Origin of the sequence: Arcticibacter tournemirensis (assembly GCF_006716645.1) — a bacterium.
Classification (GTDB): Bacteria; Bacteroidota; Bacteroidia; order Sphingobacteriales; family Sphingobacteriaceae; genus Arcticibacter; species Arcticibacter tournemirensis.
Map to the genome: position 1 here is coordinate 3,700,846 of NZ_VFPL01000001.1, position 24,283 is coordinate 3,725,128.

General features: G+C 42.4%; 23 protein-coding genes. 11 read left to right on the top strand and 12 right to left on the bottom strand.

From position 1 onward, the window contains the following. Nucleotides 1-31: 31 nt before the first annotated feature. The 7 genes from BDE36_RS15575 to BDE36_RS15605 all read left to right on the top strand — a co-directional run bounded on the left by BDE36_RS15575 (nucleotide 32) and on the right by BDE36_RS15605 (nucleotide 9,165). The gene (locus tag BDE36_RS15575; protein ID WP_141815610.1) at nucleotides 32-952 is read left to right on the top strand and encodes a glycosyltransferase family 2 protein; all 921 of its coding nucleotides are present in this window, start codon (nucleotides 32-34) and stop codon (nucleotides 950-952) included. After that, the gene (locus tag BDE36_RS15580) at nucleotides 952-2,124 is read left to right on the top strand and encodes a glycosyltransferase family 2 protein (RefSeq protein ID WP_141815611.1); all 1,173 of its coding nucleotides are present in this window, start codon (nucleotides 952-954) and stop codon (nucleotides 2,122-2,124) included. Before BDE36_RS15575 ends, BDE36_RS15580 begins: the two co-directional genes overlap by 1 nt. Before the next feature lie 113 nt (nucleotides 2,125-2,237). Continuing rightward, a complete protein-coding gene (locus BDE36_RS15585; RefSeq protein ID WP_141815612.1) occupies nucleotides 2,238-3,719 on the top strand; it encodes a sensor histidine kinase in 1,482 nt (493 codons plus the stop codon). 47 nt (nucleotides 3,720-3,766) lie between these two features. Next, nucleotides 3,767-7,372 (top strand): response regulator, encoded by a 3,606-nt coding sequence (locus tag BDE36_RS15590; RefSeq protein WP_141815613.1) that lies wholly within the window; start codon nucleotides 3,767-3,769, stop codon nucleotides 7,370-7,372. Between the two features lie 12 nt (nucleotides 7,373-7,384). Then, complete coding sequence (locus BDE36_RS15595) at nucleotides 7,385-7,756, top strand: response regulator (RefSeq protein ID WP_317132918.1); 372 nt, start codon at nucleotides 7,385-7,387, stop codon at nucleotides 7,754-7,756. Continuing rightward, nucleotides 7,757-8,578 (top strand): CheR family methyltransferase, encoded by an 822-nt coding sequence (locus tag BDE36_RS15600; RefSeq protein WP_141815615.1) that lies wholly within the window; start codon nucleotides 7,757-7,759, stop codon nucleotides 8,576-8,578. It begins immediately after the preceding gene. After that, the gene (locus tag BDE36_RS15605; protein WP_141815616.1) at nucleotides 8,560-9,165 is read left to right on the top strand and encodes a chemotaxis protein CheB; all 606 of its coding nucleotides are present in this window, start codon (nucleotides 8,560-8,562) and stop codon (nucleotides 9,163-9,165) included. Before BDE36_RS15600 ends, BDE36_RS15605 begins: the two co-directional genes overlap by 19 nt. Here the strand turns inward: BDE36_RS15605 and lysA are convergent. After that, nucleotides 9,153-10,313 carry a diaminopimelate decarboxylase gene (lysA, locus tag BDE36_RS15610; RefSeq protein WP_141815617.1) on the bottom strand — a complete coding sequence of 387 codons (1,161 nt, stop codon included), beginning with the start codon at nucleotides 10,311-10,313 and terminating at the stop codon, nucleotides 9,153-9,155. The two genes, BDE36_RS15605 and lysA, sit on opposite strands and share 13 nt — an antisense overlap. Nucleotides 10,314-10,352: 39 nt before the next feature. After that, the gene (locus tag BDE36_RS15615; RefSeq protein ID WP_128767746.1) at nucleotides 10,353-11,663 is read right to left on the bottom strand and encodes an aspartate kinase; all 1,311 of its coding nucleotides are present in this window, start codon (nucleotides 11,661-11,663) and stop codon (nucleotides 10,353-10,355) included. 406 nt (nucleotides 11,664-12,069) lie between these two features. Between BDE36_RS15615 and BDE36_RS15620 the strand changes: the two genes are divergently transcribed. Further along, the gene (locus tag BDE36_RS15620; RefSeq protein ID WP_141815618.1) at nucleotides 12,070-13,458 is read left to right on the top strand and encodes an APC family permease; all 1,389 of its coding nucleotides are present in this window, start codon (nucleotides 12,070-12,072) and stop codon (nucleotides 13,456-13,458) included. Here BDE36_RS15620 and BDE36_RS15625 read toward each other — a convergent pair. The 4 genes from BDE36_RS15625 to BDE36_RS15640 all read right to left on the bottom strand — a co-directional run bounded on the left by BDE36_RS15625 (nucleotide 13,439) and on the right by BDE36_RS15640 (nucleotide 16,376). Continuing rightward, entirely contained in the window at nucleotides 13,439-13,723 is a 285-nt protein-coding gene (locus BDE36_RS15625; RefSeq protein ID WP_128767749.1) for a hypothetical protein, read from the bottom strand. The genes BDE36_RS15620 and BDE36_RS15625 overlap by 20 nt on opposite strands. Before the next feature lie 95 nt (nucleotides 13,724-13,818). After that, nucleotides 13,819-14,418, bottom strand: coding sequence for a bifunctional nicotinamidase/pyrazinamidase (gene pncA / locus BDE36_RS15630; RefSeq protein ID WP_141815619.1), 600 nt, complete (start codon nucleotides 14,416-14,418; stop codon nucleotides 13,819-13,821). Nucleotides 14,419-14,427: 9 nt separating this feature from the next. Next, the gene (locus BDE36_RS15635) at nucleotides 14,428-14,925 is read right to left on the bottom strand and encodes a hypothetical protein (protein ID WP_202618137.1); all 498 of its coding nucleotides are present in this window, start codon (nucleotides 14,923-14,925) and stop codon (nucleotides 14,428-14,430) included. 77 nt (nucleotides 14,926-15,002) lie between these two features. Next, nucleotides 15,003-16,376 (bottom strand): dicarboxylate/amino acid:cation symporter, encoded by a 1,374-nt coding sequence (locus tag BDE36_RS15640; RefSeq protein WP_141815620.1) that lies wholly within the window; start codon nucleotides 16,374-16,376, stop codon nucleotides 15,003-15,005. Between the two features lie 62 nt (nucleotides 16,377-16,438). Between BDE36_RS15640 and BDE36_RS15645 the strand changes: the two genes are divergently transcribed. The 3 genes from BDE36_RS15645 to BDE36_RS15655 are packed head-to-tail and all read left to right on the top strand — an operon-like array spanning nucleotide 16,439 to nucleotide 18,095. After that, the gene (locus BDE36_RS15645; protein WP_202616805.1) at nucleotides 16,439-16,960 is read left to right on the top strand and encodes a hypothetical protein; all 522 of its coding nucleotides are present in this window, start codon (nucleotides 16,439-16,441) and stop codon (nucleotides 16,958-16,960) included. A 30-nt stretch (nucleotides 16,961-16,990) separates the two neighbouring features. Then, the gene (locus BDE36_RS15650; protein ID WP_128767752.1) at nucleotides 16,991-17,488 is read left to right on the top strand and encodes an RNA polymerase sigma factor; all 498 of its coding nucleotides are present in this window, start codon (nucleotides 16,991-16,993) and stop codon (nucleotides 17,486-17,488) included. Further along, nucleotides 17,475-18,095, top strand: coding sequence for a hypothetical protein (locus BDE36_RS15655; RefSeq protein ID WP_141815621.1), 621 nt, complete (start codon nucleotides 17,475-17,477; stop codon nucleotides 18,093-18,095). The genes BDE36_RS15650 and BDE36_RS15655 overlap by 14 nt, the downstream gene beginning before the upstream one ends. 7 nt (nucleotides 18,096-18,102) lie before the next feature. On the opposite strand, the gene BDE36_RS15660 is transcribed toward BDE36_RS15655, so the two are convergent. The 6 genes from BDE36_RS15660 to BDE36_RS15685 form a co-directional block, all read right to left on the bottom strand. Beyond that, the gene (locus BDE36_RS15660; protein ID WP_128767754.1) at nucleotides 18,103-18,717 is read right to left on the bottom strand and encodes a hypothetical protein; all 615 of its coding nucleotides are present in this window, start codon (nucleotides 18,715-18,717) and stop codon (nucleotides 18,103-18,105) included. A gap of 94 nt (nucleotides 18,718-18,811) precedes the next feature. Beyond that, entirely contained in the window at nucleotides 18,812-19,405 is a 594-nt protein-coding gene (locus tag BDE36_RS15665) for a DUF4230 domain-containing protein (protein WP_128767755.1), read from the bottom strand. 35 nt (nucleotides 19,406-19,440) lie between these two features. Beyond that, complete coding sequence (locus tag BDE36_RS24360; protein WP_128767756.1) at nucleotides 19,441-19,563, bottom strand: 30S ribosomal protein THX; 123 nt, start codon at nucleotides 19,561-19,563, stop codon at nucleotides 19,441-19,443. An 81-nt stretch (nucleotides 19,564-19,644) separates the two neighbouring features. After that, on the bottom strand, nucleotides 19,645-20,601 hold the full coding sequence (trxB, locus tag BDE36_RS15675) for a thioredoxin-disulfide reductase (protein WP_128767757.1): 957 nt from the start codon (nucleotides 20,599-20,601) through the stop codon (nucleotides 19,645-19,647). Nucleotides 20,602-20,656: 55 nt separating this feature from the next. Continuing rightward, nucleotides 20,657-21,247, bottom strand: a complete 591-nt coding sequence (locus BDE36_RS15680) for an LOG family protein (RefSeq protein WP_128767758.1) — start codon at nucleotides 21,245-21,247, stop codon at nucleotides 20,657-20,659. Between the two features lie 27 nt (nucleotides 21,248-21,274). Further along, a complete protein-coding gene (locus BDE36_RS15685; RefSeq protein ID WP_141815622.1) occupies nucleotides 21,275-24,232 on the bottom strand; it encodes a TonB-dependent receptor in 2,958 nt (985 codons plus the stop codon). Nucleotides 24,233-24,283: the final 51 nt, after the last annotated feature.

Below are 24,283 nucleotides of genomic sequence, written 5' to 3' on the forward strand. Positions count from 1 at the left end.
AAATTCTAAATTCTCTGTTTACTTGTTTGTAATGAAAAAGGTTTCTGTCATAACTGTCAATTTTAATCAACATTCTGTAACAGAAGCTTTTCTCGACTCCATAGCGGCAAACGAAAACCTTGACGAACTACAAATTATTGTAGTCGATAACGGCAGCAGAATAAATCATGTTCCTGAATGGATTAAAAAATATCCCTACGTTAATTTCATGCGGTCGGAAATAAATCTCGGTTTCGCTGGAGGAAATAACCTGGCTTTAGCTGAGGCCGAAGGAGATTATTTGTTTTTCGTAAATAACGATACAGAGGTCACATCAGGTCTGGTCGAAAAGCTTGTTAATATTCTCGACAGGCATCCTGTTGTGGGAATGGTGTCACCTAAAATCAGGTACTACGACCAACCCTCTCTGATACAGTATGCTGGATTTACATCAATGAATTTCTACACCTGCCGCAATGAGTGTATCGGGCATTTCGAAGAGGACAAGGGCCAGTACGATAGCGCTGCGGGCCAAACAGGTTACATCCATGGCGCAGCTATGATGGTACGGCGTACAGCGATAGAAAAAGCAGGCCCCATGGCAGAAAACTTCTTTCTCTATTTTGAGGAAATTGATTGGTGTGAGCGAATAAAGCGAGCGGGATTCGAAATATGGATAGAACCCCGGGCACTGATCTATCATAAAGAGTCGGTTTCTGTAGGTAGCAAGAGTGCATTAAAAGAATATTTTATGAACCGGAACCGCATTCTATTTATCAGGAAGAATGCACCTTTCTTAGCAAAGATCATTTTTACTCTTCACTTTTGCCTATTGGTAACCCCAAGAAACGTTATAAACTATATTTCTCAAAAAAGAAGTGACTTAATACCCTGGCTGTTTAAAGCAATGTGGTGGAATCTGAAGAACAGTACCGATAGTATAAACTCTGGCTTTCCAATTAACAAAATCTAATGAAATTTGCATTCTGGTCGTCCCTCTTTATTGTTTTCTATACTTTCGCCGGCTATGGCATACTTCTTTACCTTCTTGTCAGAATACGCCGCATCATTAAAGGAAAGAGAAATGTACCACAAGTCGCGATAGATCAGCTTCCCACTTGTACCCTTGTGGTAGCCGCTTATAACGAAGAAGAGTTCATAAGAGAAAAGATAATTAATACGCTTGAACTCTGTTATCCTGAAGAAAAGCTGAATATTCTATTTATTACCGACGGCAGCTCAGACCGTACTCCTGATATAATAGCCGAATATCCTCAGTTACTTTTATTACATCAACCCCAGCGCAATGGAAAGATAGCGGCGGTACATCGTGCAGTCGGGCAAATAAGATCTGAAGTTATAGTTTTTACCGACGCCAATACGTTGTTGAACAAGGAAGCGCTCGTTAACATCTGTAGGCATTATTCAGACAATACAGTAGGCGCAATTGCCGGCGAAAAGAGAGTTCTTTCGGAAAAGCAGGCCGATGCCAGTTCTGCCGGCGAAGGTTTTTACTGGAAATATGAATCAGCTTTAAAAAAACTAGATGCTGAGCTCTATTCCGTGGTTGGCGCGGCGGGCGAACTTTTCAGTATCAGGCGGCATCTCTATAAAGCAGTTGGCGGCAATGCAATTTTAGATGACTTTATGCTTTCTATGCAAATTGCAGCACAAGGATACAGGATTGTTTACGAGCCTAATGCTTATGCAACCGAAACAGCTTCAGCAAATGTATCGGAAGAACTTAAACGCAAAATTAGAATCGCCGCTGGCGGCATACAGTCGATCCTGTGGCTTAAGCCATTGTTGAATTTCTTCAAATACGGAACACTCAGCTTCCAGTACATTAGTCATCGTGTATTACGATGGACGATCACTCCTGTCCTGCTGATACTTGCACTTTTGCTCAACGTGGCTATTGTTGCCATAGATACGGAGATGTCTTACAGTCTTTTATTAATCGCTCAACTCCTGTTCTATTTCCTGGCATTCCTAGGCTTCCTCCTGGAGAAAAAACAGCTCAGGATAAAAGTTCTGTTTATACCTTACTATTTCTGCGTCATGAATTATGCAGTTCTTGCCGGAATTATCCGGTATTATCGCAAACAGCAGAGCGCAACCTGGGAGAAGGCTAAAAGAAAATAGCCTCCATTTCTAACTTGTCACCGGCCGTATGTCGATTTATCGAAACCATTCGTTATGTTTATAGCTTGCATATTTAGAGCTATATTTGACAAAACTGAACTTACTTGGCCGCAATGATTTTAATTGTTGATGATAAACCAGAAAACATTTTTTCATTAAGAAGGATATTAGAGATAAATAATTTTGAGGTGGATTCTGCTCTGTCAGGCGAAGAAGCCCTGAAAAAGATATTAAAAAACTCTTACGCATTAATCATACTGGACGTTCAAATGCCAGGGATGGATGGTTTTGAAGTAGCCGAAAATATCACTGGCTACAGCAAATCAAAAGACATTCCTATTATTTTCCTTTCCGCGGTGAACACCGACAAAAGGTTTATTACCAAAGGATATGCTTCCGGCGGGATTGATTATATTACGAAGCCGGTAGATCCCGACATTCTGATCCTGAAAGTTAAAACGCTTCATAAATTATATGAGCAAACCAGAGAGCTAAACGAAATTCAGCTGGCGCTCAGGGCAGAAATTGAATTCAGGAAACATGCACAGTCAGAACTTCGGGAACGGGTACAGGAATTACGTTCTATACTTGAAAGTATTCCTCAAATAGCTTTCACAGCTCAAAGCAACGGTAAAATAGAATTCGTAAACCAGCATTGGTTTAATTATTCAGATTCTGAAGAAACCTTTCCTGAAACCCATCCCGATGATGCAAACATTAGCACGCAATGGAATAAGACTATTGCCAACAAAACTCCTCTCGAAATGGAGATCCGCATCAAGAAATTAAATGAGGATGTTTATCGCTGCCACCTGCTTCGGGTAATGCCGGTAATGGAAGGGACAGAAATAGTAAAATGGGTAGGTACTTTTACCGATATAGAAGAACAGAAACAAGCTGAAAAAAGAAAGGACGAGTTTCTAAGCATTGCCAGTCACGAACTAAAAACACCTCTCACCAGTATCAAGGCGTACATGCAGCTGTTGGAACGCTCATTTGACGCGCAGTCGCCGGGGTCGGGCGAAACCGGAAAATACCTTGAACGAACTCTGTTCCAAATTGACAAGCTTCATAGTCTGATTGCCGATCTTCTCGATATTTCCAAGATTGAAAGCGGCAAACTGAAATTCAACAAAAAAGTTTTCGACTTTGAACCGGTGATTGAAAATACAGTAGATATTATAAGACAAACTAACAAAGATTTCAATATCATCAGGAGAGGATCTGCCAACGTACAGATCTATGGCGACGACATCCGCATTGAACAGGTAATCATAAACTACCTTACAAACGCAATCAAATATTCCCCAGAGAATAAAGATGTCTATATCGAAAGCCACATTACAAACGATGGGCAGCTTCGTGTAAGCGTCAAAGACTTTGGAGTAGGTATCTCCGCTGAGAAGCTCGACAACATTTTTAAGAAATTTTACAGGGTTGAAGAAACATCTCACCGGTTTCAGGGATTGGGAATTGGATTATATATTTGTGCTGAAATCATTAAACGGCATAATGGATTTTTTGGAGTGGAGAGTGAGGAAGGAAAGGGATCTGTCTTTTATTTCACTGTCCCTGTTTATAAAAATCCGGAATAATATTCATAAAGCCGTTTAAGATATTCATATAAAATTTACCGTCCAGTATGAAAACCACAATTACCAGAAACCTCCGCATAGGATATGGTTTATCACTTATTCTGTTACTTTTAAGTTCTGCAGCTTCTTATTTCAGCATCCGGAACCTATTGACAAGTTCGTCAATGGTGAATCACACCAACCAGCTGACGCTTGAGCTTGAAAATACTATTTCAGTGCTTAAAGACGCAGAAACGGGCCAGCGGGGTTATTTATTAACAGGGATTGACCAGTTCCTCGACCCTTACAAAGGCGCGTACGACCGTGCCATCAGCTCAATCAATGCCGTCCGGGAGATGACCCGTGACAATCCCATCCAGCAAAAAAACGCTGATGAACTTCAGAACATCGTTGAGAAACGACTCAAACGGCTCGATCAATTGCTTCAGGAAAAGCGGAATAACAGAACGGTCTCAACAAACGATCTGCTTGAAGGAAAAAATTATATGGATGATGCAAGGCGGATAATTAAGAGGATGGCAGAAATTGAACAACGATTTCTCGTAACAAGAACTGAGAAGATGAATCTTTTTGCAAGCTATACTCCCATCTTAATAATTCTGGCAGCAATCCTCTCTTTTATTATCACCATATATTCTTACTTAAGAGCCCGGAAAGATTTTGACCAAAGGGCTGAACTATATAATGAATTACAGGAAAAAGACAGGGATATAAGCCGTCGGATTAACATCATCGAGGGTATAGCTGATAAAATATCGGCAGGGGATTATAAGACACGTGTTATTGATGAAACGGAAAAAGACAATCTGGGTAGTCTGGCCCTGTCTCTGAATAAGATGGCCGAATCGCTGGATTACTCATTCAACCTTCTTTCCGATAAAGAATGGCTACAGGCTGGTATTGCGGGATTAAACGACAAAATGATTAATGCAACCGACGTGGAGCCGCTTACCAGTAATACATTAAACTTTATCATAAAATATACGGGAAGCCAGATAGGCGCCTTTTATCTGCTCCAGGACGAAAAAAACCTATTATTAAGCAGTAGTTATGCCCTGCCACCCGACAAAAAACGAATGGTAGTGCAAGTAGGAGAAGGTTTAGTGGGGCAATGCGCTTTAAGTAAGGAGCACATTCTACTCCAAAAAGTAGAAGAAGAACACCTTTTTATCAGCCTTTCTGCAGGCGAAATTAAACCGAGGAACATTATTGCCATACCCGTTTTATTTGAAAACAATCTTAAAGGGGTGATCGAACTGGGTTCTATAGAAAAGTTTAGCGACCTGAGCCTCGAGTATTTTAAAAGCATTTCACATAATACCGGAATTGCAATCAACACGGCACAGAATCGACGGCGTTTGCAGGAATTACTGGAGGAAACACAGGCCCAATCTGAAGAATTGCAAACACAGCACAGCGAACTGGAGAACCTGAACACTGAACTTGAAGCACAGGCTCAAAAACTACAGGCTTCGGAAGAAGAGCTGAAGGTACAACAGGAAGAATTGCTGCAGGCAAACAAGGAACTGGAAGAACGCAGCAAAATACTGGAAGAAAAGAATCAGCTTATAGTCGAAAGAAATCTCGACATCCAGAAAAAAGCTGAAGAGCTCGAATTAAGCACCCGGTATAAGTCGGAGTTCCTGGCTAACATGTCTCATGAGCTGCGCACTCCCCTTAATTCCATACTGCTTCTGTCCAGGCTTTTAACGGAGAATAACGACAGCAACTTGAACGACGAACAGATTGAGTACGCCCGTGTAATTCAAAGTTCCGGCAACGGACTTCTCACGCTAATAGACGAAATTCTTGATCTGTCAAAGATAGAAGCAGGTAAAATGGACCTGGAGTATGCCGATACTCCTGTAAGGGGCATCATAGCCGACCTGAAACCCTTATTTGCACCTATTGCTCGCGAAAAGAATCTTGAATTCAAGACAGAATTGAGTAAAGATGTTCCTGACACTATTCGCATCGACAAAATGCGACTGGAACAAATATTAAAGAATCTGCTGTCTAACGCGCTTAAGTTCACAGCAAGAGGCAACGTTAGCCTGTTAGTCGCTGCGTCTGATAGAGAAAACTATATTCAGTTCTCCGTAAAGGATACCGGGATAGGGATTCCTGCAGAAAAACAAGAGCATGTGTTTGAAGCCTTTCAGCAGGCAGACGGCTCTACGAGGAGAAAGTATGGAGGCACAGGCCTCGGACTTTCTATCAGCCGCGAGCTGGCTAAACTTCTCGGCGGCGACATCCAGTTGCGCAGCGAGCTTGATAAAGGAAGTGAATTTATTGTTACGATTCCGGTTGCCCCCGAACTTGCTGAACAAAAAGAACTGGGATTTTCTGAAAAGGAAATCACAGCACAGCTTCCGGTGGAGAGCACACTCGAAATTCCCGAAAAGAAGAAGTATGTAGTACCGCTGATACCTCATGAAGTAGAAGATGACAGGGAAAATGTAAAGGACGACGACAAGGTTATCCTCATCGTGGAGGATGATACGAACTTTGCTAAAGCCTTACTGGAATATACCCATAAAAACAACTATAAAGGACTGGTAGCTGTACGGGGCGATCTTGGCATTGAAATGGCCAGGCAGTATAAACCTCTCGCTATTTTACTCGACATCCAGTTACCGGTTAAAGACGGATGGGAAGTAATGGAAGAGCTAAAGGCCGACCCTTTAACCCGGCATATTCCGGTACATATTATGTCGTCTATGGAGGTAAAAAAAGAGAGCCTTGTAAAGGGGGCCGTCGATTTCATCAATAAACCTGTTGCGATAGAACAAATGAAAAAGATGTTCATCAAGATAGAAGATGCATTAAACCGCCATCCCAAAAAAGTTCTCATTATCGAAGAGAATCCTAAGCATGCCCAGGCGCTGGCGTATTTTCTGGAATCGTCGAACGTAAATTCAGAAATAAAGGGATCTGTTGCCGAAGGTGTAGACGCGCTTAAAAAAGAAGAGATAAACTGCGTGATCCTTGATATGGGAATTCCCGATTTATCAGCCTATGAAACCTTGGAAACAGTTAAGAAAAACCCGGGACTTGAGAATCTTCCGATCATCATTTTTACTGGCAAAAACCTTTCAAAAGCTGAAGAGAGCCGCATAAAACAGTATGCAGACAGCATCGTAATGAAAACGGCCCACTCCTACCAGCGTATCCTTGATGAAGTAGCTTTATTTCTGCACCTCGTTGAAGAAAAACAAAGTCCTGCGAAAGAAGACTACAAAAGAAAAAACCCTGTACTTAATGAAGTTTTAAAAGACAAAACCGTATTAATAGCCGACGACGACGTTAGAAATATCTTTTCTCTCACCAAAGCGCTGGAACAGCTTAAGATGAAGGTTATTTCAGCGACCGATGGCAAGGAAGCACTTAGGGTGCTTGAAGAAAATCCGCAAACGGATGTCGTTTTGATGGACATGATGATGCCTGAAATGGACGGTTATGAAAGTACCACACGTATCAGGATGAACCCCCGCTTTAAAAAACTTCCGATTCTTGCAGTAACAGCAAAGGCGATGATCGGTGACCGTGAGAAATGCATCCGGGCTGGAGCATCCGACTATATTTCGAAGCCCGTAGATATTGACCAGCTTATTTCTCTATTAAGAGTATGGCTCTATGATAAGTACATGTAAAGCATGAAGGATATGAATAAATACGTATTGATCATCGACGATGAGCCCCGCAATATTTTTGCTCTTGTTGCAGTGCTGAAAGCAAGAAAATATCCCTGCCTTACCGCTGCCAGTGCATCAGAAGGTCTGGAAATTCTTCGCTCAAGAAAGGATATTGGCATAGTTCTTATGGATATGATGATGCCCGAGATGGATGGATATGAGGCTGTTGCTCATATCAGGAAAGAACAAACCATAGCAAACACGCCGGTGATAGCTGTAACGGCCCAGGCTATGGTTGGCGATAGGGAGAAGTGTATAGATGCTGGTGTCGATGCTTATATAGCAAAACCGATTGATGTCGACGTACTTGTAAGTCTGTTAAAGCAGTATTATAAAAATTGAATGGAGCAAGGTGTTCTGCAGGATAGTGATATTGAGATCTTACTAAATGATCTGTGTGAAGTTTATGGATACGATTTTACCGACTATTCAAAAGCTTCTATCAAACGCAGAATAAATCGCTTGTTCACTATTGATCGTTTTTTAAGCTTTGCTGAATTCAGGTACCGACTACGATTCGACCCTGATTATTTAAAACGCTTCGTGGAACAAATCACCGTTACCGTCACTGAAATGTTCAGAGATCCTTTGTTTTACAGAGCCTTGCGTGAACATATCCTTCCGGTGCTCGGCACATACCCCTTCATCAGGATCTGGCACGCCGGATGTTCCACCGGAGAAGAGGTTTATTCCATGGCAATTCTGCTCAAAGAGGCTAATCTTCTGCATAAGTCCCTTCTGTATGCTACCGATATCAACGCAGAGGTACTTGAAAAAGCAAGAAAGGGAATATTCCCGCTGAGCCAGATGAAACAATACTCGGAAAACTATATTCTATCAGGCGGAAAGAAGGATTTTTCAAGTTACTACACAGCAAGTTACGACAAGGTTAAATTAGATGAAAGCCTGAGCAAAAAAATGATCTTTTCTAGTCATAACCTGGTTTCCGACCATTCCTTCAACGAATTTCAATTGATCTTGTGCCGCAATGTTCTGATCTACTTCGATAAGGATCTGCAGTCACGGGTATTTGATCTTTTTGAAAACAGTCTCGAAAATCTAGGATATCTCGCACTGGGATCGAAAGAAACTTTACGTTTTTCGAACATATCACAGAGGTTTAAACAGATAGATAAAGAAAAAATATGGAGAAAAATAGCATAGGACGTTCTGTAGGTCTGGTGGTCATAGGAGGATCTGCAGGCAGCCTCGATGTTGTCCTGCAGATGCTGCCTTTTCTAAACGGCGGTCTCCGTTTTCCTTTGATAATCGTTCTTCACAGAAAAATCTCTTTTGATTCTGCATTGACTGATCTTTTTGCTGGCAAAACTGCCCTCATCGTAAAAGAGGCGGAGGAAAAAGAGGAATTAAAACCAGGGATCATCTATATAGCTCCCGCCGATTATCACTTACTCGTAGAAGCGAATCATACTTTATCAATCGACTACAGCGAAAAGATACACTATTCAAGGCCTTCAATTGACGTTACCTTCGAAACTGCGGCAGATGCATTTGGGAAAGCCGCAGTTGGAATCCTTCTTTCCGGAGCCAATGCAGATGGGTCTGAAGGCTTAAAAGTCATCCGTTCCCTGGGTGGAATAACCGTAGTACAGAACCCCGTTACTGCCGAAATCCCATATATGCCTCAGCAGGCTCTTGGTGCCTTAGCCGTCGACTATGTGCTCGACAGTCACCAAATAGCTGGCTTTATCAATAAGCTGTCCGACGATACTGCTGCTTATTCTGAATAAACACTTCTCACTTCATCCCGAAGGTTATACCTTGATGCCATAACCTCTCCGTAAGCCCCAGCCGTCCTGATTGCTATTAAATCACCTCTTTCAGAATCAGGTAGCTCAACTTCTTTTCCGAAGCAATCGGTAGATTCACATATTGGTCCAACAACATCATACTTTATCCGCTCAGAGGAGGCTTTATCCGGCCTGGAGATATTTTCAATTTTATGATAAGCCTGATAAAGAGCCGGCCTCATCAGCTCTGTCATCCCCGCATCAAGAATCAAAAAGTTCTTTTTAATTCCCTTTTTAACATACAGCACCCGGCTGATCAGGCTGCCACAATGTGCTACCAGTGCCCTGCCAAGTTCAAAATGAACCTCCTGTCCCGGCTTTCTTTCAAGAAATTGATTAAAAATATCAAAATATGCCTTGAAGTCAGCAACCTGATTTTTGTCAGGCTGGTAATAGTCTACTCCAAGCCCTCCCCCTACGTTTAAAACGTTCAGGTTAAAACCACGCTCCTCAAACCAGGTTTTTATCTCGTTAACCTTGATACAAAGACTTTTAAAGACATTCATATCCGTTATCTGGGATCCAATATGGAAATGAATTCCTTCCAGCCACAAGTTCTGGGCGCGGGTAAGCAGTTCGGCACAGGCCGATAACTCCCACTGGTTGATGCCGAACTTATTTTCGTCAAGACCGGTGGTTATATTGTGATGTGTATGAGCGTCGACGTTTGGATTGATCCTCAATGCCACCCGGGCTTTCTTTCCGGCCTTTAATGCTAAATCGTTAATCACTTCAAGTTCCTGAACTGACTCAACATTGAAGCAAAAGATATTGTGGCTTAATGCCTCCGATATTTCTTTATCTGACTTTCCAACCCCGGCAAATACAACCCTCTGCGGAGCGAATCCTATTTCTATTGCTTTGTTTACCTCATTTCCACTCACGCAATCAGCTCCAAACCCGGCGTCCCTGATAAGCTCGAGGACACGGCGGTTAAAATTAGCCTTCATTGCATAATGAACGTGAAAACCATAACTATCAGCTGCGCCCTTGCAAGCCTCAAGTGTCTGGCTTAACAACTTGAGATCATAATGGTAAAAAGGAGTCTGTTCAGACTCAAAACGGCCTACTATATCCTGAAAAAACATCTTAAAAATTAATGTCTTCCCTTAAAAGGGAAGACTTTACTAAAATAAACGATCGTGCAGGCTTCTTAAAGCTTCTGTCTTATTCTCAGAATCCACCAGCAAAGAAATATTGCAGTTGCTGGCTCCATAAGAGATCATTTTTATTGAAATATGTTTAAGTGAATCGAAAACACGGGCAGCAAAGCCATGCGATTCAAAAGAAAAATCACCTACTACACAGACAATGGTCTTACCACTCTCAACCTCCACTGTTCCAAAGTCCTGAAGATCTTTCAATATTTCAGTCAGATACGTAGTGTCATCAAGCGTAACCGATACTGCTACCTCCGATGTAGTGATCATATCTATCGGAGTTTTATAGCGTTCAAAGATCTCAAATACCTTGCGCAGAAAACCGTAGGCTAACAACATTCTGCTCGAATGTATTTTAATAGCTGTGATACCATCTTTTGCCGCAATGGATTTTATCTTCCCCTTTTCGCTTTCGTTAGTAATCAAAGTACCAGGTGCCGAAGGCTCCATAGTATTTAACAGGCGTACCGGTATTTTATATTTTTGGGCAGGAAAAACACTTTGGGGGTGAAGAATTTTCGCACCGAAATAAGCGAGCTCTGCCGCTTCATCAAATGATAGCTGCGCAATAGGAGAAGTACCTTTAACAATCCGTGGATCATTATTATGCATACCGTCAATATCCGTCCATATCTGAACTTCATCTGCCCTTATTGCTGCTCCTATTAACGACGCGGTATAGTCACTGCCGCCGCGACGAAGATTGTCTATCTCCCCAAACGAATTACGGCAAATGTACCCTTGTGTAATAAATAACGTCTGATCTGCACGCTCATCAAGCAAAGGCTGTAACCTTGATCCTATATATTCAATTACAGGTTCATTGTCTTCATCAATCTTCATAAAATCGAGTGCAGGCAGTAATACCGAACGTATCCCGATTTCAGTGAGATAAAAATGGAACAAGCTTGTCGATAGAAGCTCGCCCTGGGCCAGAATGATCTTTTCTTCAACAGGCGTAAATAAGTCGGTAGAGAATGAGCCTATCTGCGTAAAATGGTAGTTAATAAGTTCCTTCCCGTTATTGCGTCCCTCATCTGAGGTAAAAAGTTCATTAACAAAAGTCTTATACTTATCAAAAAGACTATCAGTTAACTGCTTAGCCTTTCGCTTATCGCCGTTTAAATAAGCATCTGAAATTTCCACAAGGCTGTTGGTCGTTCCTGCAACAGCTGACAATACTACAATCTGTTTTTCTTCAGGGCGGATGATATCGAGGAGCTTCTTCAATCGCTCCGGACTACCAACTGATGTCCCTCCAAATTTTAAAATCTTCATTTGAATAAATTGTTTTTAAAAGCGATGAAGCTTTCATGATCAGCTTGTGAACTTCTGCAAGCGCTCATGGCTATCTCATCTTATATATACGGCTAAATACTCTATCAGAAGCCATTCCGACTCCTTAATTCTGCCGCTAAAAATAGTTAAAAGCCTGATATTATTTCATTTCATTTGATTTTTTTAGCAAATGATTTTAAGCCTGCCTGGGGTTTCCGGGCGATCCGGCCCCAATGCCCGTAATTGCTAATATTATCCCTGTGTCTCATCAATATCTCCTTCAACCTTTCCTTGTCAGCAGCTGTTAATATGCAGTCAGGTACCTGACCGTCTTTTTGAAGAGAGCGGGCGATGACCGGGAGATGCGGGGCTACAATTAACACAATATTGCTATATTGTTGCCTCAATGGAAAACAATAACCAGCCATTCCAAGAAAAAACGGAACTCCAAAGGCAGCTCGGGCTTCCGGAAACGCTTTCTATCGTAATAAACCGCATTATTGGTTCCGGGATATTCCGCACTCCTGCGCCTATTATGCTCATAACGGCTTCGGTGAGCATGTTTTATGGAGTATGGGTACTCGGCGGCGTTGCCACTATCCTGGGAGCTTTATGCTATGCCGAGCTGGTGGCCATGATGCCCAAAGCAGGCGGCCCCTACGTGTTCCTGAAAGCAGCTTTCCCACCCGTTGTTACTTTTTTACGGGGCTGGGCCATGTTTTTTGTTTCCGAAACCGGCGCCATTGCTGCAGTAGCCCTCTTCTTTTCCGAAAATGCAGTGTCCCTTTTCCACACAGGTCCTGCTAAATATCCAGTCGCGCTCATTGCCATCGCCGTTGTATTCATGCTTACTTTGTTTAATTCATATGGTATCAAACTGAGCGGCACACTGCAGAACATCTTCGGACTTGCGAAAATCGCCATACTGGTTCTGATTGTTGCGACCGCTTTCTCTTCAGGCATTAATACGGCCAATTTTTCTTCGGAAGCAGCTACAGCAGGACCGTCTGGCTGGGCGGCCGTGATCGCTATATTCACAGCTATGCGATACAGCTTTTTCGCCTATAGCGGATGGGAAGGCGCTACTTATGTCGCAGAGGAGGTTAAAAACCCTTCCAGGAATCTTCCATTATCGCTCTTCGGAGGCATCGGCATCGTCATGCTCCTTTATCTGCTTATTAATTCGGCGTATATAAATTTATTGGGACCTGCTAAAATGGGTACTTCGACCTCAGTTGCCGTTGATTCCATGCAGATCGCCATAGGTTCAGCGGGCGCTTTATTTGTAATAATAGCCATCATGGTGAATACCTTCAGCAATGTAAATACACAAATATTTGTTAAAAGCCGCACCTGGTTTGCCATGTCAAGAGATCAGCTTTTTTTCAGGCCGCTTTCAAAAGTTCATCCCCGCTATAAAACACCAAACTACTCTCTTTATGCACAGGCAGTCTGGGCTTCCGTATTGATTCTTTTCTCAACAACGGCAAAAAGTAATTACGAAGCCGTTATAGATTATTTTTCGTTCACTTCATCGGTATTCAACGTTCTTACTTTTGCATCGGTATTCGTGCTGAGAATGAAGTATCCGGATATTGCACGGCCTTATAAGACTTTTGGCTATCCAATTACTTTGATCATTGTGATCTTGATTCAGCTGACGTTTATGATTGTAACGCTGATAACGGCCTTCATTCCCTCTTTACTGGGCATTGCCTTAACTGCAACAGGGCTTATCTATTATAAATTTTATGTACCTGAAGAAAGTAAACAGCTCAAAAGTTCAATGAGCTGAAATCTGCCTGCTCATTTATACACGAAATAATAACCTTGATCTTCTTTCGGGCACAGTCATGCTCTGTGTTCCCTTTCATCCTTTCATAGACATCACCGAGGTGCAAAGCATACTTAATAGCTTCTTCGGCATCTGCAAAAGACAGCTCAAGATGATCTTTATTTTCTTCAAACTTGCAGGGAGGAATGGGGATAGGATATTTATCAAAATCTGAAACAGAAACACCCGAACAGTTTTTTCCAGTCAACGGAAGAAGTATTTTCATATCAGATAGAATAGGAGGTTATAGTTGCGAATACAATGTCGTTTTTCATAGAGACGCTACAATTGTACCGAAGGTTTTGTTCGGATAAATATCAGCTATAGTACACTGACGATCGTTCCTGATCTTTTTATAATCTCCTTTTTAGCCAGCTGAAAACCCTCATCACTAATGGCCCGGGTTGCGTTCTCTATTAAATACGTGTCAAACCCTTCGGCAATAGCGTCTAATACAGAATAATAAACACAGTAATCGGCAGCAAGCCCGGCAACATAAAGCGCTGTTACTCCTTTGTCTCTTAAATACCCCGCCATCCCAGTAGACCTCCGGTGTCCGTTATCATAAAATCCGCTATAACTGTCAATATCGGGGTCTACTCCTTTTCTGAAGATCACTTCAATAGGCCTTGCATCTAGTTGATCAGAAAGCTCTGCTCCCACAGTTCCCTGGATACAGTGATCCGGCCAAAGTACCTGTTCCAGTCCGTTCAGATCAATCTTCTCGAACACCATTCTCCCTTTATGATTAGAAGCAAAGCTTTTATGATTGGCAGGATGCCAGTCCTGGGTAGCAACAATCAGGTCGAACCTGCTCTGTATCTGGTTAACAATCGGGATTACTTCATTACCCTTAGGTACGGCTAATGATCCACCTTCAAGGAAGTCGTTCTGGAGATCGATCAGAAGTAATGCCTTCATAAGTGCTTACTATCCTCGTGCTTCGGCAGTATTAATAGATTTACTTACAGTTTCTATAAGCTGCCTTACAGCATCTTTTAACTTCGTATTACCATTATAGTTCAGGTCGAACACCACCTTCTTGGTTTTCCTTTGGTATTTAAACTCCAGGTAATACCGCGGCGATTTGGCGCCATTTGCAGAAGCAGGTCCGGTCATATCCTGAGGGAAGTCCCAGAAACCCAGCTCTGCAGCTTTTCTGTGGAGATACAACAAATCGTCTTTTGTAAGTTTAACCTGCTTTTTAACTAAAGAATCCCGGTCGTTTAAATACTGATAGTGCATGGTTTTCGAGTCATACTGATTAATCAGGCTATCTCCTATCCCGTATTTGAAGTTCAGCGATTCGAATTCTGCAAATTTATAGGGTGCGTTTTTAACCATCATGCCATAGTAATAGACGCAATAGATCATAAACGGCACTACTATACTTAACGCTAGAAATATTTTTTTCCCTTTGTCGCCCATCAGACTAAATTAACGATTTATGACTAAATATGTGAAATACGTCCTGGTTTGTGAGTAAATTGACTTTTCGCAAACGATTAATCAAAACTCTGTTCCGCCTCACTGGGGTGAAATTCTTTCTCCCATTTTGCTACGACAACAGTAGCCAGACAATTGCCGATTACGTTGACGGATGTACGGGCCATATCCATCAATTCATCTATCCCGAGAATGATAAATATCGGCCAGGTAGGCATTCCAAAGGAAGATGCTGTTCCGAGCAGAATTACTAATGATGCACGGGGTACGCCGGCAACGCCTTTACTGGTTAACATCAGGGTAAATACAATCAACAGCTGATGTCCTAAACTAAGGTTCATTCCAGCAGCCTGCGCCACAAATATAGAAGCAAGTGCCAGGTAAAGCGTCGTACCATCGAGGTTAAAGCTGTAACCAGTAGGCATCACAAACGCTACAATCTTTCTGGGAACCCCTAACTTTTCAAGATTCTCCATAGCCCTTGGAAGAGCTGCTTCAGAGCTTGTCGTAGCAAATGCAATAGAAACAGGACCAGCGATAGCGGCAATAAATTTCTTGATAGGCACCCCAACAATCAGGGCTATTGGCAACAACACTCCAAATAGAAAAACAAGGAGCGCAACGTAAAGAGTAGCCAGCAGCTGAAACAAGTTTACCAAAATACCGAGCCCCATATGACCCACTGTATAAGCAATGGCAGCGCCAACACCGATAGGAGCAAAATACATTACGATATTGGTAAATTTGAACATCACTTCGGCAAGACTCTCTGCAAAGTGCAGCATCGGAAGCCGTTTGTCCTCACGTACCATAGCCAGTCCTATACCAAATATGATGCTAAAAACTACAATCTGAAGTATCTGTCCATCTGCTACCGACTTGGCAATATTTTCCGGAAAGATATGAAGAATGATATCATTTGTCGACTGAGGCGGAACATCAGGCAGAGCTTCATGCTGAGCAGGGGGGATTTTGATCCCGGCACCCGCCTGCGAAATATTTATCGCCGCAAGCCCTATGAACAACGCGATAGTGGTTACTACCTCAAAATATAAGATCGACTTCCAACCCATTCGCCCCACTTGCTTCAGATCCGCGTGACCGGCGATTCCGTAAACCAGGGTTGCAAATAATAAAGGGCCTACGATAGTCTTTATCATTTTCAGAAAAACCTTGCTCAGAACCTGCAACTTCATGGCGACATCAGGATAGTCGTGGCCAATTTCGGCGCCCACTACCATCGCTATCAATATCCATGCGGTAAGCGACTTTTTTTTCAGTCCAAACAAAACTAGTCCAGCTATTGCCAACCATCTTGAGAAAACAAGAACAAGCGGAGGAACAGTAGATATATTGTAATGATTGAGAAAAAGAAGGATAACTGCTATTGTAACTGTAATTAGAGCAGTAAAACCTGCTTGTTTTAACTTCATGTAAACAATTTAATGGCGAGCAAAGGTAAAATAATTAGCTTTACCAGCCAAATTGCTCATAAATGAAGCCCGAAAGATTAAGCGAAATTAAAAAAGAGCTGATATTGCTTGAAAACGCAGAACTAGTTGAAATCTGCCTTAAACTCGCTAAATATAAAAAGGACAATAAAGAATTCCTTCATTATTTGTTATTTGAATCCTCTGATTCAGCTGGATATATTAACTCTGTAAAAATATTTTTACAGCCATCCTTCCAAAATCTCTCTTCTAACTCATACCTTAAAGCCAAAGAACTCCGAAAAATTCTACGGATATTAAACAAACACGTTAAATATATTGGCTCTGCCGGAGCAGAGGCTGAGCTTCTGATGTGGTATAGCGCTAATCTTCTCAAGTACGCAGGCATACGCACTTCGCAAAAAGCCTTATACCTGCTTTTGATCCGGCAGCTTCAAAAAACAAAAAAGCTTATCCAGAAGCTCCATGAGGATCTGCAAAGCGATTATAAAGACGAATTTCAGATGCTTGTGCGCATGGCAAACGATAAGATCAGGGATTTTAAACCGGGCGAATTCGAGTTGTAACAATAATACCCCACTCTCATCTAAACAACAATGGCAACTAAGGAAGCTCTTTTTAAAGAAATCTTTAAATCAAACTCCAAAAGGGTTTTCCATTTATGTTATGGTTATACAGGCGACAATGATGCCGCAAATGATCTGATGCAGGAAACCTTTATGAAGGTCTGGCAAAACCTTGATAAATTCAGGAATCAGGCACTGATCTCTACCTGGATATATCGCATAGCTGTAAACACCTGCCTCTCCTGGCTTCGGGTAGAAAAACGACAGGCCAAAGAAGAACTAACGGATAACATCATCGAAAACAAAAAAGAAGAGTTCTCTGAAAAAAATGAGCAGGTGGCCTTACTTTATAAATGTATATCGCAATTGGAAGAAAATGAACGTTTAATAATTACTATGGTACTGGATGAGCTACCCTATGCTGAGATTGCCGATATCGCGGGAATTTCCGAAGGGAACCTAAGGGTTAAAATACACAGGATAAAACACAAGCTGACTGAAATATATAACCGTTATGAAAGATTTTGAAGCACTGAAAGGTATATGGAGCGGTCAGGTATCAGAGCCAAAGATCAGCGGCGACGACATTATAAAGAGCCTGAAGAAGTCAAAAAACACCTTTGGCAATAAGCTGTTATTTGAAACCGCAGGAATGCTTGCAGGAGTTATTGTGTTCGTTTGGGTATGGATAAGCAATCCGTTTATGATGTGGACTACCCATTTATCCCTTCTGATATTGATAATCTGTTGTATATACTACATTTTTATTCAGATAAAAGATTACCGCAGCATCTCCAATAGCGAATCCCTTTTAAAGCAGCCGGAGGAGTATATCGGATACCTGAAAGACTACAGACATAAACGGTATGTTTTAAACACACGAAAATATTCCATTTACAGCATTTTCATTGGGATCGCCTTTGCACTTTACTTTATAGAGCTATACTTCATCGCCCCCTTATGGCAAACAGCAGGAGGCATCGCATTCACGATTGGCTGGTTTGTTGTCTCCTGGCGGTTAATGCGGATTTATATCCGAAGAGAACAGGAACGGCTCTATGAAATGATCGAAAACCTCGAAAGATTACAAAAACAGTTTAGTTCCAAAAACTCACCAGACGCCGATACTCTGTAAAACTGCATCAGGGAGTTTTAGTGCTAACAGAAAAATCGTTCCCTCTCAAACTGTACTCGAGGATCTTTTTTCCGGTGGGCTTTACACCAGCAGTATCCTTTACGTCATACAATGGAAACTCACGATATAGGATACCCTCCTTTACGTACAAAGAATCTTTCCCCCGGTAATTTTCTTTTGTTGAGGATGTGAGGTCAGGAAACCGAAGTTCACGTGATGTACCGTTGTCGTCAAACTCATAAACGTACATGTTCAGGTAATTGCCCTTCTCTACCCCCTTTGATTCTATAAAGATCTCCGGATTACCATCCGAATCCATATCCATGTTCCATGCATCATTAATTCTGCCTTCAAGCTCCCCGGAGGTCGAACGATATTTCATTCCAGACGAATCAGAACGCAGAATAAGGAAGGCACTCTCAAGCTCAGATCCTCTTCCCCAGCTTACCACATCAAAGGTTAGTCCTGGTTTCACTTCAATCGCCTTGTGAAAATGGAATGGCTCGGGAAGCACAACCTTCACATCCGGCTTTTGCGGGGTCTTCTCCTCCACTGAAGTACAAGAGGCGACAACGGAAAGAATAAAAGGTAGAACTGCTACGTAGTTGATCAATTTACTCATCTGCATATGGTTTGAGAGGGATCAATAATACGAAAGGTTCTTAAGAAAATAAAATCACTATGATAATTTAGTCGCAGGCACGCTACTAACCCAATCACTTGAACTTAATTCCAACTTTCTTACCTGAGATATTCTCAAGCATGGGTTTAAAGATGACAAATGCATTTTGCCGTGTTTTGCCTAAGATATCCATCTCCTTTGCATTTTGTAATATCCGTTGTTCGGCCAGTTTGTAAATCCCTTCTACCATCTCTTTAGTATCTGCAGGAAACCAGGCGCCCGAAACATCATACACTTTCGATCGCTTATGATCAAGTTTCACATAACAAATCTCAGGTTGAGGAAGATAAACAGTAACGGAATCGGCCGACGACTTTACAATATCCTCCTTCCCTACTTTCCTAAGGTCGATACATCCGGTAACTTCGCCTGCAGCTACAAATAAGATCCTCTTGTCAGGTAAAATAAGTCTCAGCTCCTTTTTCTCCAGAACGTCTTTCATTGTATACTTCACCAGTTCAAGTTTACCGATATCCGTAATTTTTTCAACCATCACATCCTCACTTATCTCGGTTCTTGTCTGCTGAAAGCCGCGCTTCACATAAAAGAATAGAAACACAAGAAACAGCACGGTGAATACAGAAAATATAAGAATGATAGCTGTACGGATTCTAAGAGATGATGCCATATCTATAAAACGAAAAAAGTGCCTTTATGGCACTTTTACTTTGAAGTTTTTTCTTCCTGAACAGTGTCCAACGGTTTAGCAAGCTTATGTGGCCTTTTCTTTCCGAACGACTTGTTTGTAATTTTTCCTCTTCTTGATTTAATATCACCTTTTCCCATAGTTTTATATTTAAGTGATAACTAAACAGAATAAAGGCCAAAAATGTTTTAACAAACTAAAACCCTAAACCGGCCTTCCCTTTACTCAGTTTCAGCAAATTCCTTTTCAGCAAGATACCTTTCAGCTTCCAGTGCTGCCATACATCCTGTCCCTGCAGCTGTAACAGCTTGTCTGTAAATCTTGTCCTGCGCATCGCCACAGGCAAATACACCTTCGATATTAGTCATTGCGGTACCGGGTTTGGTAATCAGGTAACCAGTTTCGTCCATATCAAGCCATCCCTTAAAAATGTCTGTATTGGGTTTATGTCCGATAGCAACGAAAAATCCGCTTACGTTTATTACAGATTCCTCTGTGGTCTTATTATTGTAAACCCGGATACCCGTTACGTTCTGGCCGTTTCCAACGATCTCCTTTGTTTCGGTATTATAATGAATTTCAATATTATGAGTATTCAATACCCGGTTTTGCATGGCTTTTGAAGCTCTGAACTCGTCACGCCTTACCAGCATATGAACCTTGCTGCATAGTTTTGCGAGATAAGTAGCCTCTTCCGCAGCTGTATCACCGGCACCGACTATTGCAACTTCTTCGCCTTTAAAGAAAAAGCCGTCGCATACAGCACAGGCCGAAACACCAAAGCCATTATACTTTTGTTCACTCTCCAGTCCAAGCCACTTTGCTGAAGCTCCGGTAGCGATGATCACAGTATCGGCAGTTATTGTTTTATGCTCGTCAATCACCACGGTATGCGGTGGCCCTGAAAAGTCAACAGATGTAACGTAGCCAAACCTGATCTCTGTACCAAAACGCTCTGCCTGCTTCCTGAAGTCTTCCATCATTTCCGGACCCATTATTCCCTCAGGGTAGCCCGGAAAATTCTCAACGTCAGTAGTTTGGGTGAGTTGTCCTCCTGGTACAATTCCTGTATATAAAACCGGTTTTAAATCTGCGCGGGCTGCATATATTGCTGCAGTATATCCTGCCGGGCCTGAACCTATGATAAGGCATTGTACATGTTCTGTTTCCTGGGACATAAAAATTATTTAGTCTGCAAATTTACGAGTTTAACTCAGCCATTACAAGAGCAGTTCAGGTCAGATTTCTGTCTTTAAACCATACTTCATCCGGTACCGTGTCAAATTTTGTCATTTTCTCCACAAGCTCTTCAGGATTACCTTCATTAAATACCAGCGCGCGGTTAGAAGCCTTCAAAAAACGCTGTTCTACCATTACATCCATTTGTGCAAACAGATGATCGTAAAAGCCGGCAACATTCAATACGCCAATAGCTTTATTGTGCAAACCCAGCTGGAGCCAGGTTAAGACTTCAAAAAATTCTTCGAGCGTCCCAAAGCCTCCGGGGAGGATAATAAAGGCATCAGATAAATCAGCCATTTTCTTCTTCCTCTGGTGCATATTTTCTGTGATGATCATTTCCGTCAGGCTATTGTGCCCAACCTCCTTATCCATCAGAAATTGTGGAATAACACCGGTTACTATACCGCCCTTTTGAAGCACTGCATCTGCAAGGAGACCCATGACTCCGACGCTTCCGCCGCCATAAACAAGCCTGATCTTCCGTTCGGCAAATACAGCAGCAAGGTTCTCTACTGCCTCTTTAAGCCTGGGATCACCATTAAAGTTGGCGCCGCAGTACACGCATATGCTTTTCAGTTCCATGCGCCAAAAGTAATAAAAAGCTATATCCTATTTTGTAAGCAGTCCATCGAAAGTGATAGCAGCATAATATAAACCTCCAAGCGTAGGGCCTCCGGCATATTGTATATATTTTTTGTTAAATATGTTGCTGGCCCCTACCTTGATAGTAGCTTTGCTTTCTGGAATCCTGAAGGATGTCTGAGCGTCAAACGTGTTCACTGCAGCTACTTCTCCGGTAACAAGCGGACTCTCCCACAAAAACGACTGCTGCCATCTGTACACAATGCTGAAACCTAAATTTTTGACAATCTCGCGGTTTCCAAAAGAAACATTCGCCGACCATTCAGGAGTGTTGAAACCGGTTACGAAAATATCAGAAGTCTCGTTAGCCTTCATTTTATTGAAGCTTACATTTCCGGCGACCGTGTATTTCTTATAAAAATTATAAGTGGTCGAAAATGCAGAGCCGTAGTTATGATAGGTATTTTTTGCATTGGTGTAAACCCTGTACCGATCCTGCCCTTTGCTTGCCGCGTTTGCTCCACTGGCTGTAGTGGCATCGCGATTTCTGTCGATCATAGCAATAACGGCAGCGTCAGAGCCCACAGTTTCGCCCTTCGGAACAAATACCTGCACCTGCCCTAAAAACCCATCGTATTCATTCATATAGGCATCGATGTCAAGCACGAGCTTATTATTTAATAAAATGCTCTTATACCCTGCTTCAAATGAAACGATACGCTCAGGCCGCGCCTTAGGAAGATTTGCCACCTGCAGCAATGCACGGTTCGCCAGAGCGGCCGCATCTGTGTTCCCGGCTGCCTTAACAGCTGCATTAAAATTAACAACAGACGTCTGAGTATAACTATTGTCAAGATAACCCAGACCTTCATTTATATACGACAGACTGCCGACGCGTTTCACCCGCCCGTTATTCACGTACGAAAGCGCCTCAAACAATGCTGGAAACCGGTATCCTTCCTGGAATGTAAAGCGAAAGTTATGGTTTTCTTTTAATGTGTAAACCGCCGCCAGTCTTGGAGTGAATTTAGGGTCAAACTCTGGATTATAGTCAAAACGAACAGAACCAAACAGCTTTAACTTGTCATCGAATAGGGTCTTCGTCACCTGCGTAAAAGCACCAAACTTCTTATAGTAAACGTTATCTCCATAACTGCCGTCTTCCTTTTGTTTATTCCGCTCTTCGATTGGGCGATCAAAGTCTACAAAACTATTTCCATCGGGAATGATCTCATAAACTCGGGCATCGCCGCCTATCAACAGATCAAAAACCTTAGTCTTTTCCGACAAGTCCCATTGTGCTTCTGTATGATATAAACGACTGTTCTGAACAAGGGCGGCACCACCTGTTTCTGGCGCATCCGGAATTTGAGCCGACTTAATATCCCAGTTATTCGTGCGCCTGATGATATTTTTAAGGTCGTCAAAAGCTTTTGTCCCCGGTTCTACCCTGCTGGCATCAGCCGCCTGCCTGGCGTACTGCGTAGCTGCAGCGAGGTTTTCAGAAGTGAGTGATCCGCCGTTAGCAGTAGCATACGCATTTAAGGCGGTCTTAAATTTAGCACTCCATACGCTGCCGCTACCCCCGCTGGCAAGATCCAGATTGTCGGCAAGAGGCTTTACGTTATAAGAGTCGCCCGAATCCTCAATAGACATATAACTTCTGATCAGAAAGTTACTTCCCTTTATGTCGAGCTTGTGGTTCTGAACAACAACATTGTCCAGCTGAATTTTATTGCCTCTCTGAAACACCCCATCCATTTTGCCAACTCTGTAGCTATACGACAACTCAACGCGATCGTTTAGCCTGTAATGCAAGGCCGCATCGAACTTCAGGTTATCCACCGTCGGATTGACAAGATCTTTTTCCCAGTAGCCTGTACGGGCAACTGTAAGCGTCTGGTTCGCTTGACCGTTTATAGTTAAGCCAGTGACTGAAACGGTATTGCTTCCCGCAAGCGCGTCGTCCCCGTACTTGTTCCAGCCATCAAATACTGCATTATTGCTCCCGTTCAATTCAGGGAAGGAAGGATTAGCCGTCTTCAGGCTATTCGGATTCTGATCCAGTCGCGTATCCGAAAGCCAGTCGGTTCCCCTTAGGTAACTGGCATTAATTTTAAAGGCCCATTTATTGTTAAATGCCTTTGCATACCTGATAGAAGTTTCCGTCAGGTTGCTTAACTCTCTCCCCGTACCGCCTGTATGATTAAACCCGGTCTTCTGGTAAATACTCAAGCCTTGATACAGAAATGGGCTTTTTGTGAGGAGGTTTGACATTCCATTAATGGCATTCATACCGTACAAAGCAGACGCAGCACCCGGGGTGATCTCCACACTTGCTATATCCAGCTCGGTAGGGCCCACTGCATTACCCAGCGGCACCCCTAATGTAGCAGCCTGCATATCCGTGCCGTCAACCAGCTGCATAAACCTATAATTACTCGGAATGTTAAACCCCCGGGTGTTAGGGATCTTAAACGTAAGACTGGAGGTGGTCATCTGAACCCCCTTCATATTCTCCAGGGCATCGTAAAAACCAGGGGCCGGACTTTCTCTGATGGACCGGATGTCGAGCTTTTCTATGGCTACCGGAGATCTTAAAATACTCTCCTCTACCTTTGATGCTGTTACAACCACTTCCTTCCCTAACATGGTTTGGGTTACTAAAGCAATATTAAGCTTGGATTCCGGACCTGTAACAAGAAATTCCTGCGTCTGAAAACCAACACTTGAAAAAACTAAGGAGAAAGGGTATTTAGCCTTGGTCTTAAGGTTAAACTCCCCCTGTGCATTAGTTATTGTCCCTCCTACTGTTCCCTTTACATGGACACTTACTCCTTCCAATGATTGCTTATTATCATTATCTATGATGTGACCAGACACAAGGATCAGATTGTTCCCTTGTGCATAAACGTTAACGGAGGACAGCAGCAGAGCGATAAAGCATCCGAAAAGTTGTGTAATTACGCGTATTCTAAATTGCATGAGTTTGGTTGGATATTGTTAAAAAATAAAATCAAAAGGAAAAGACTCTTG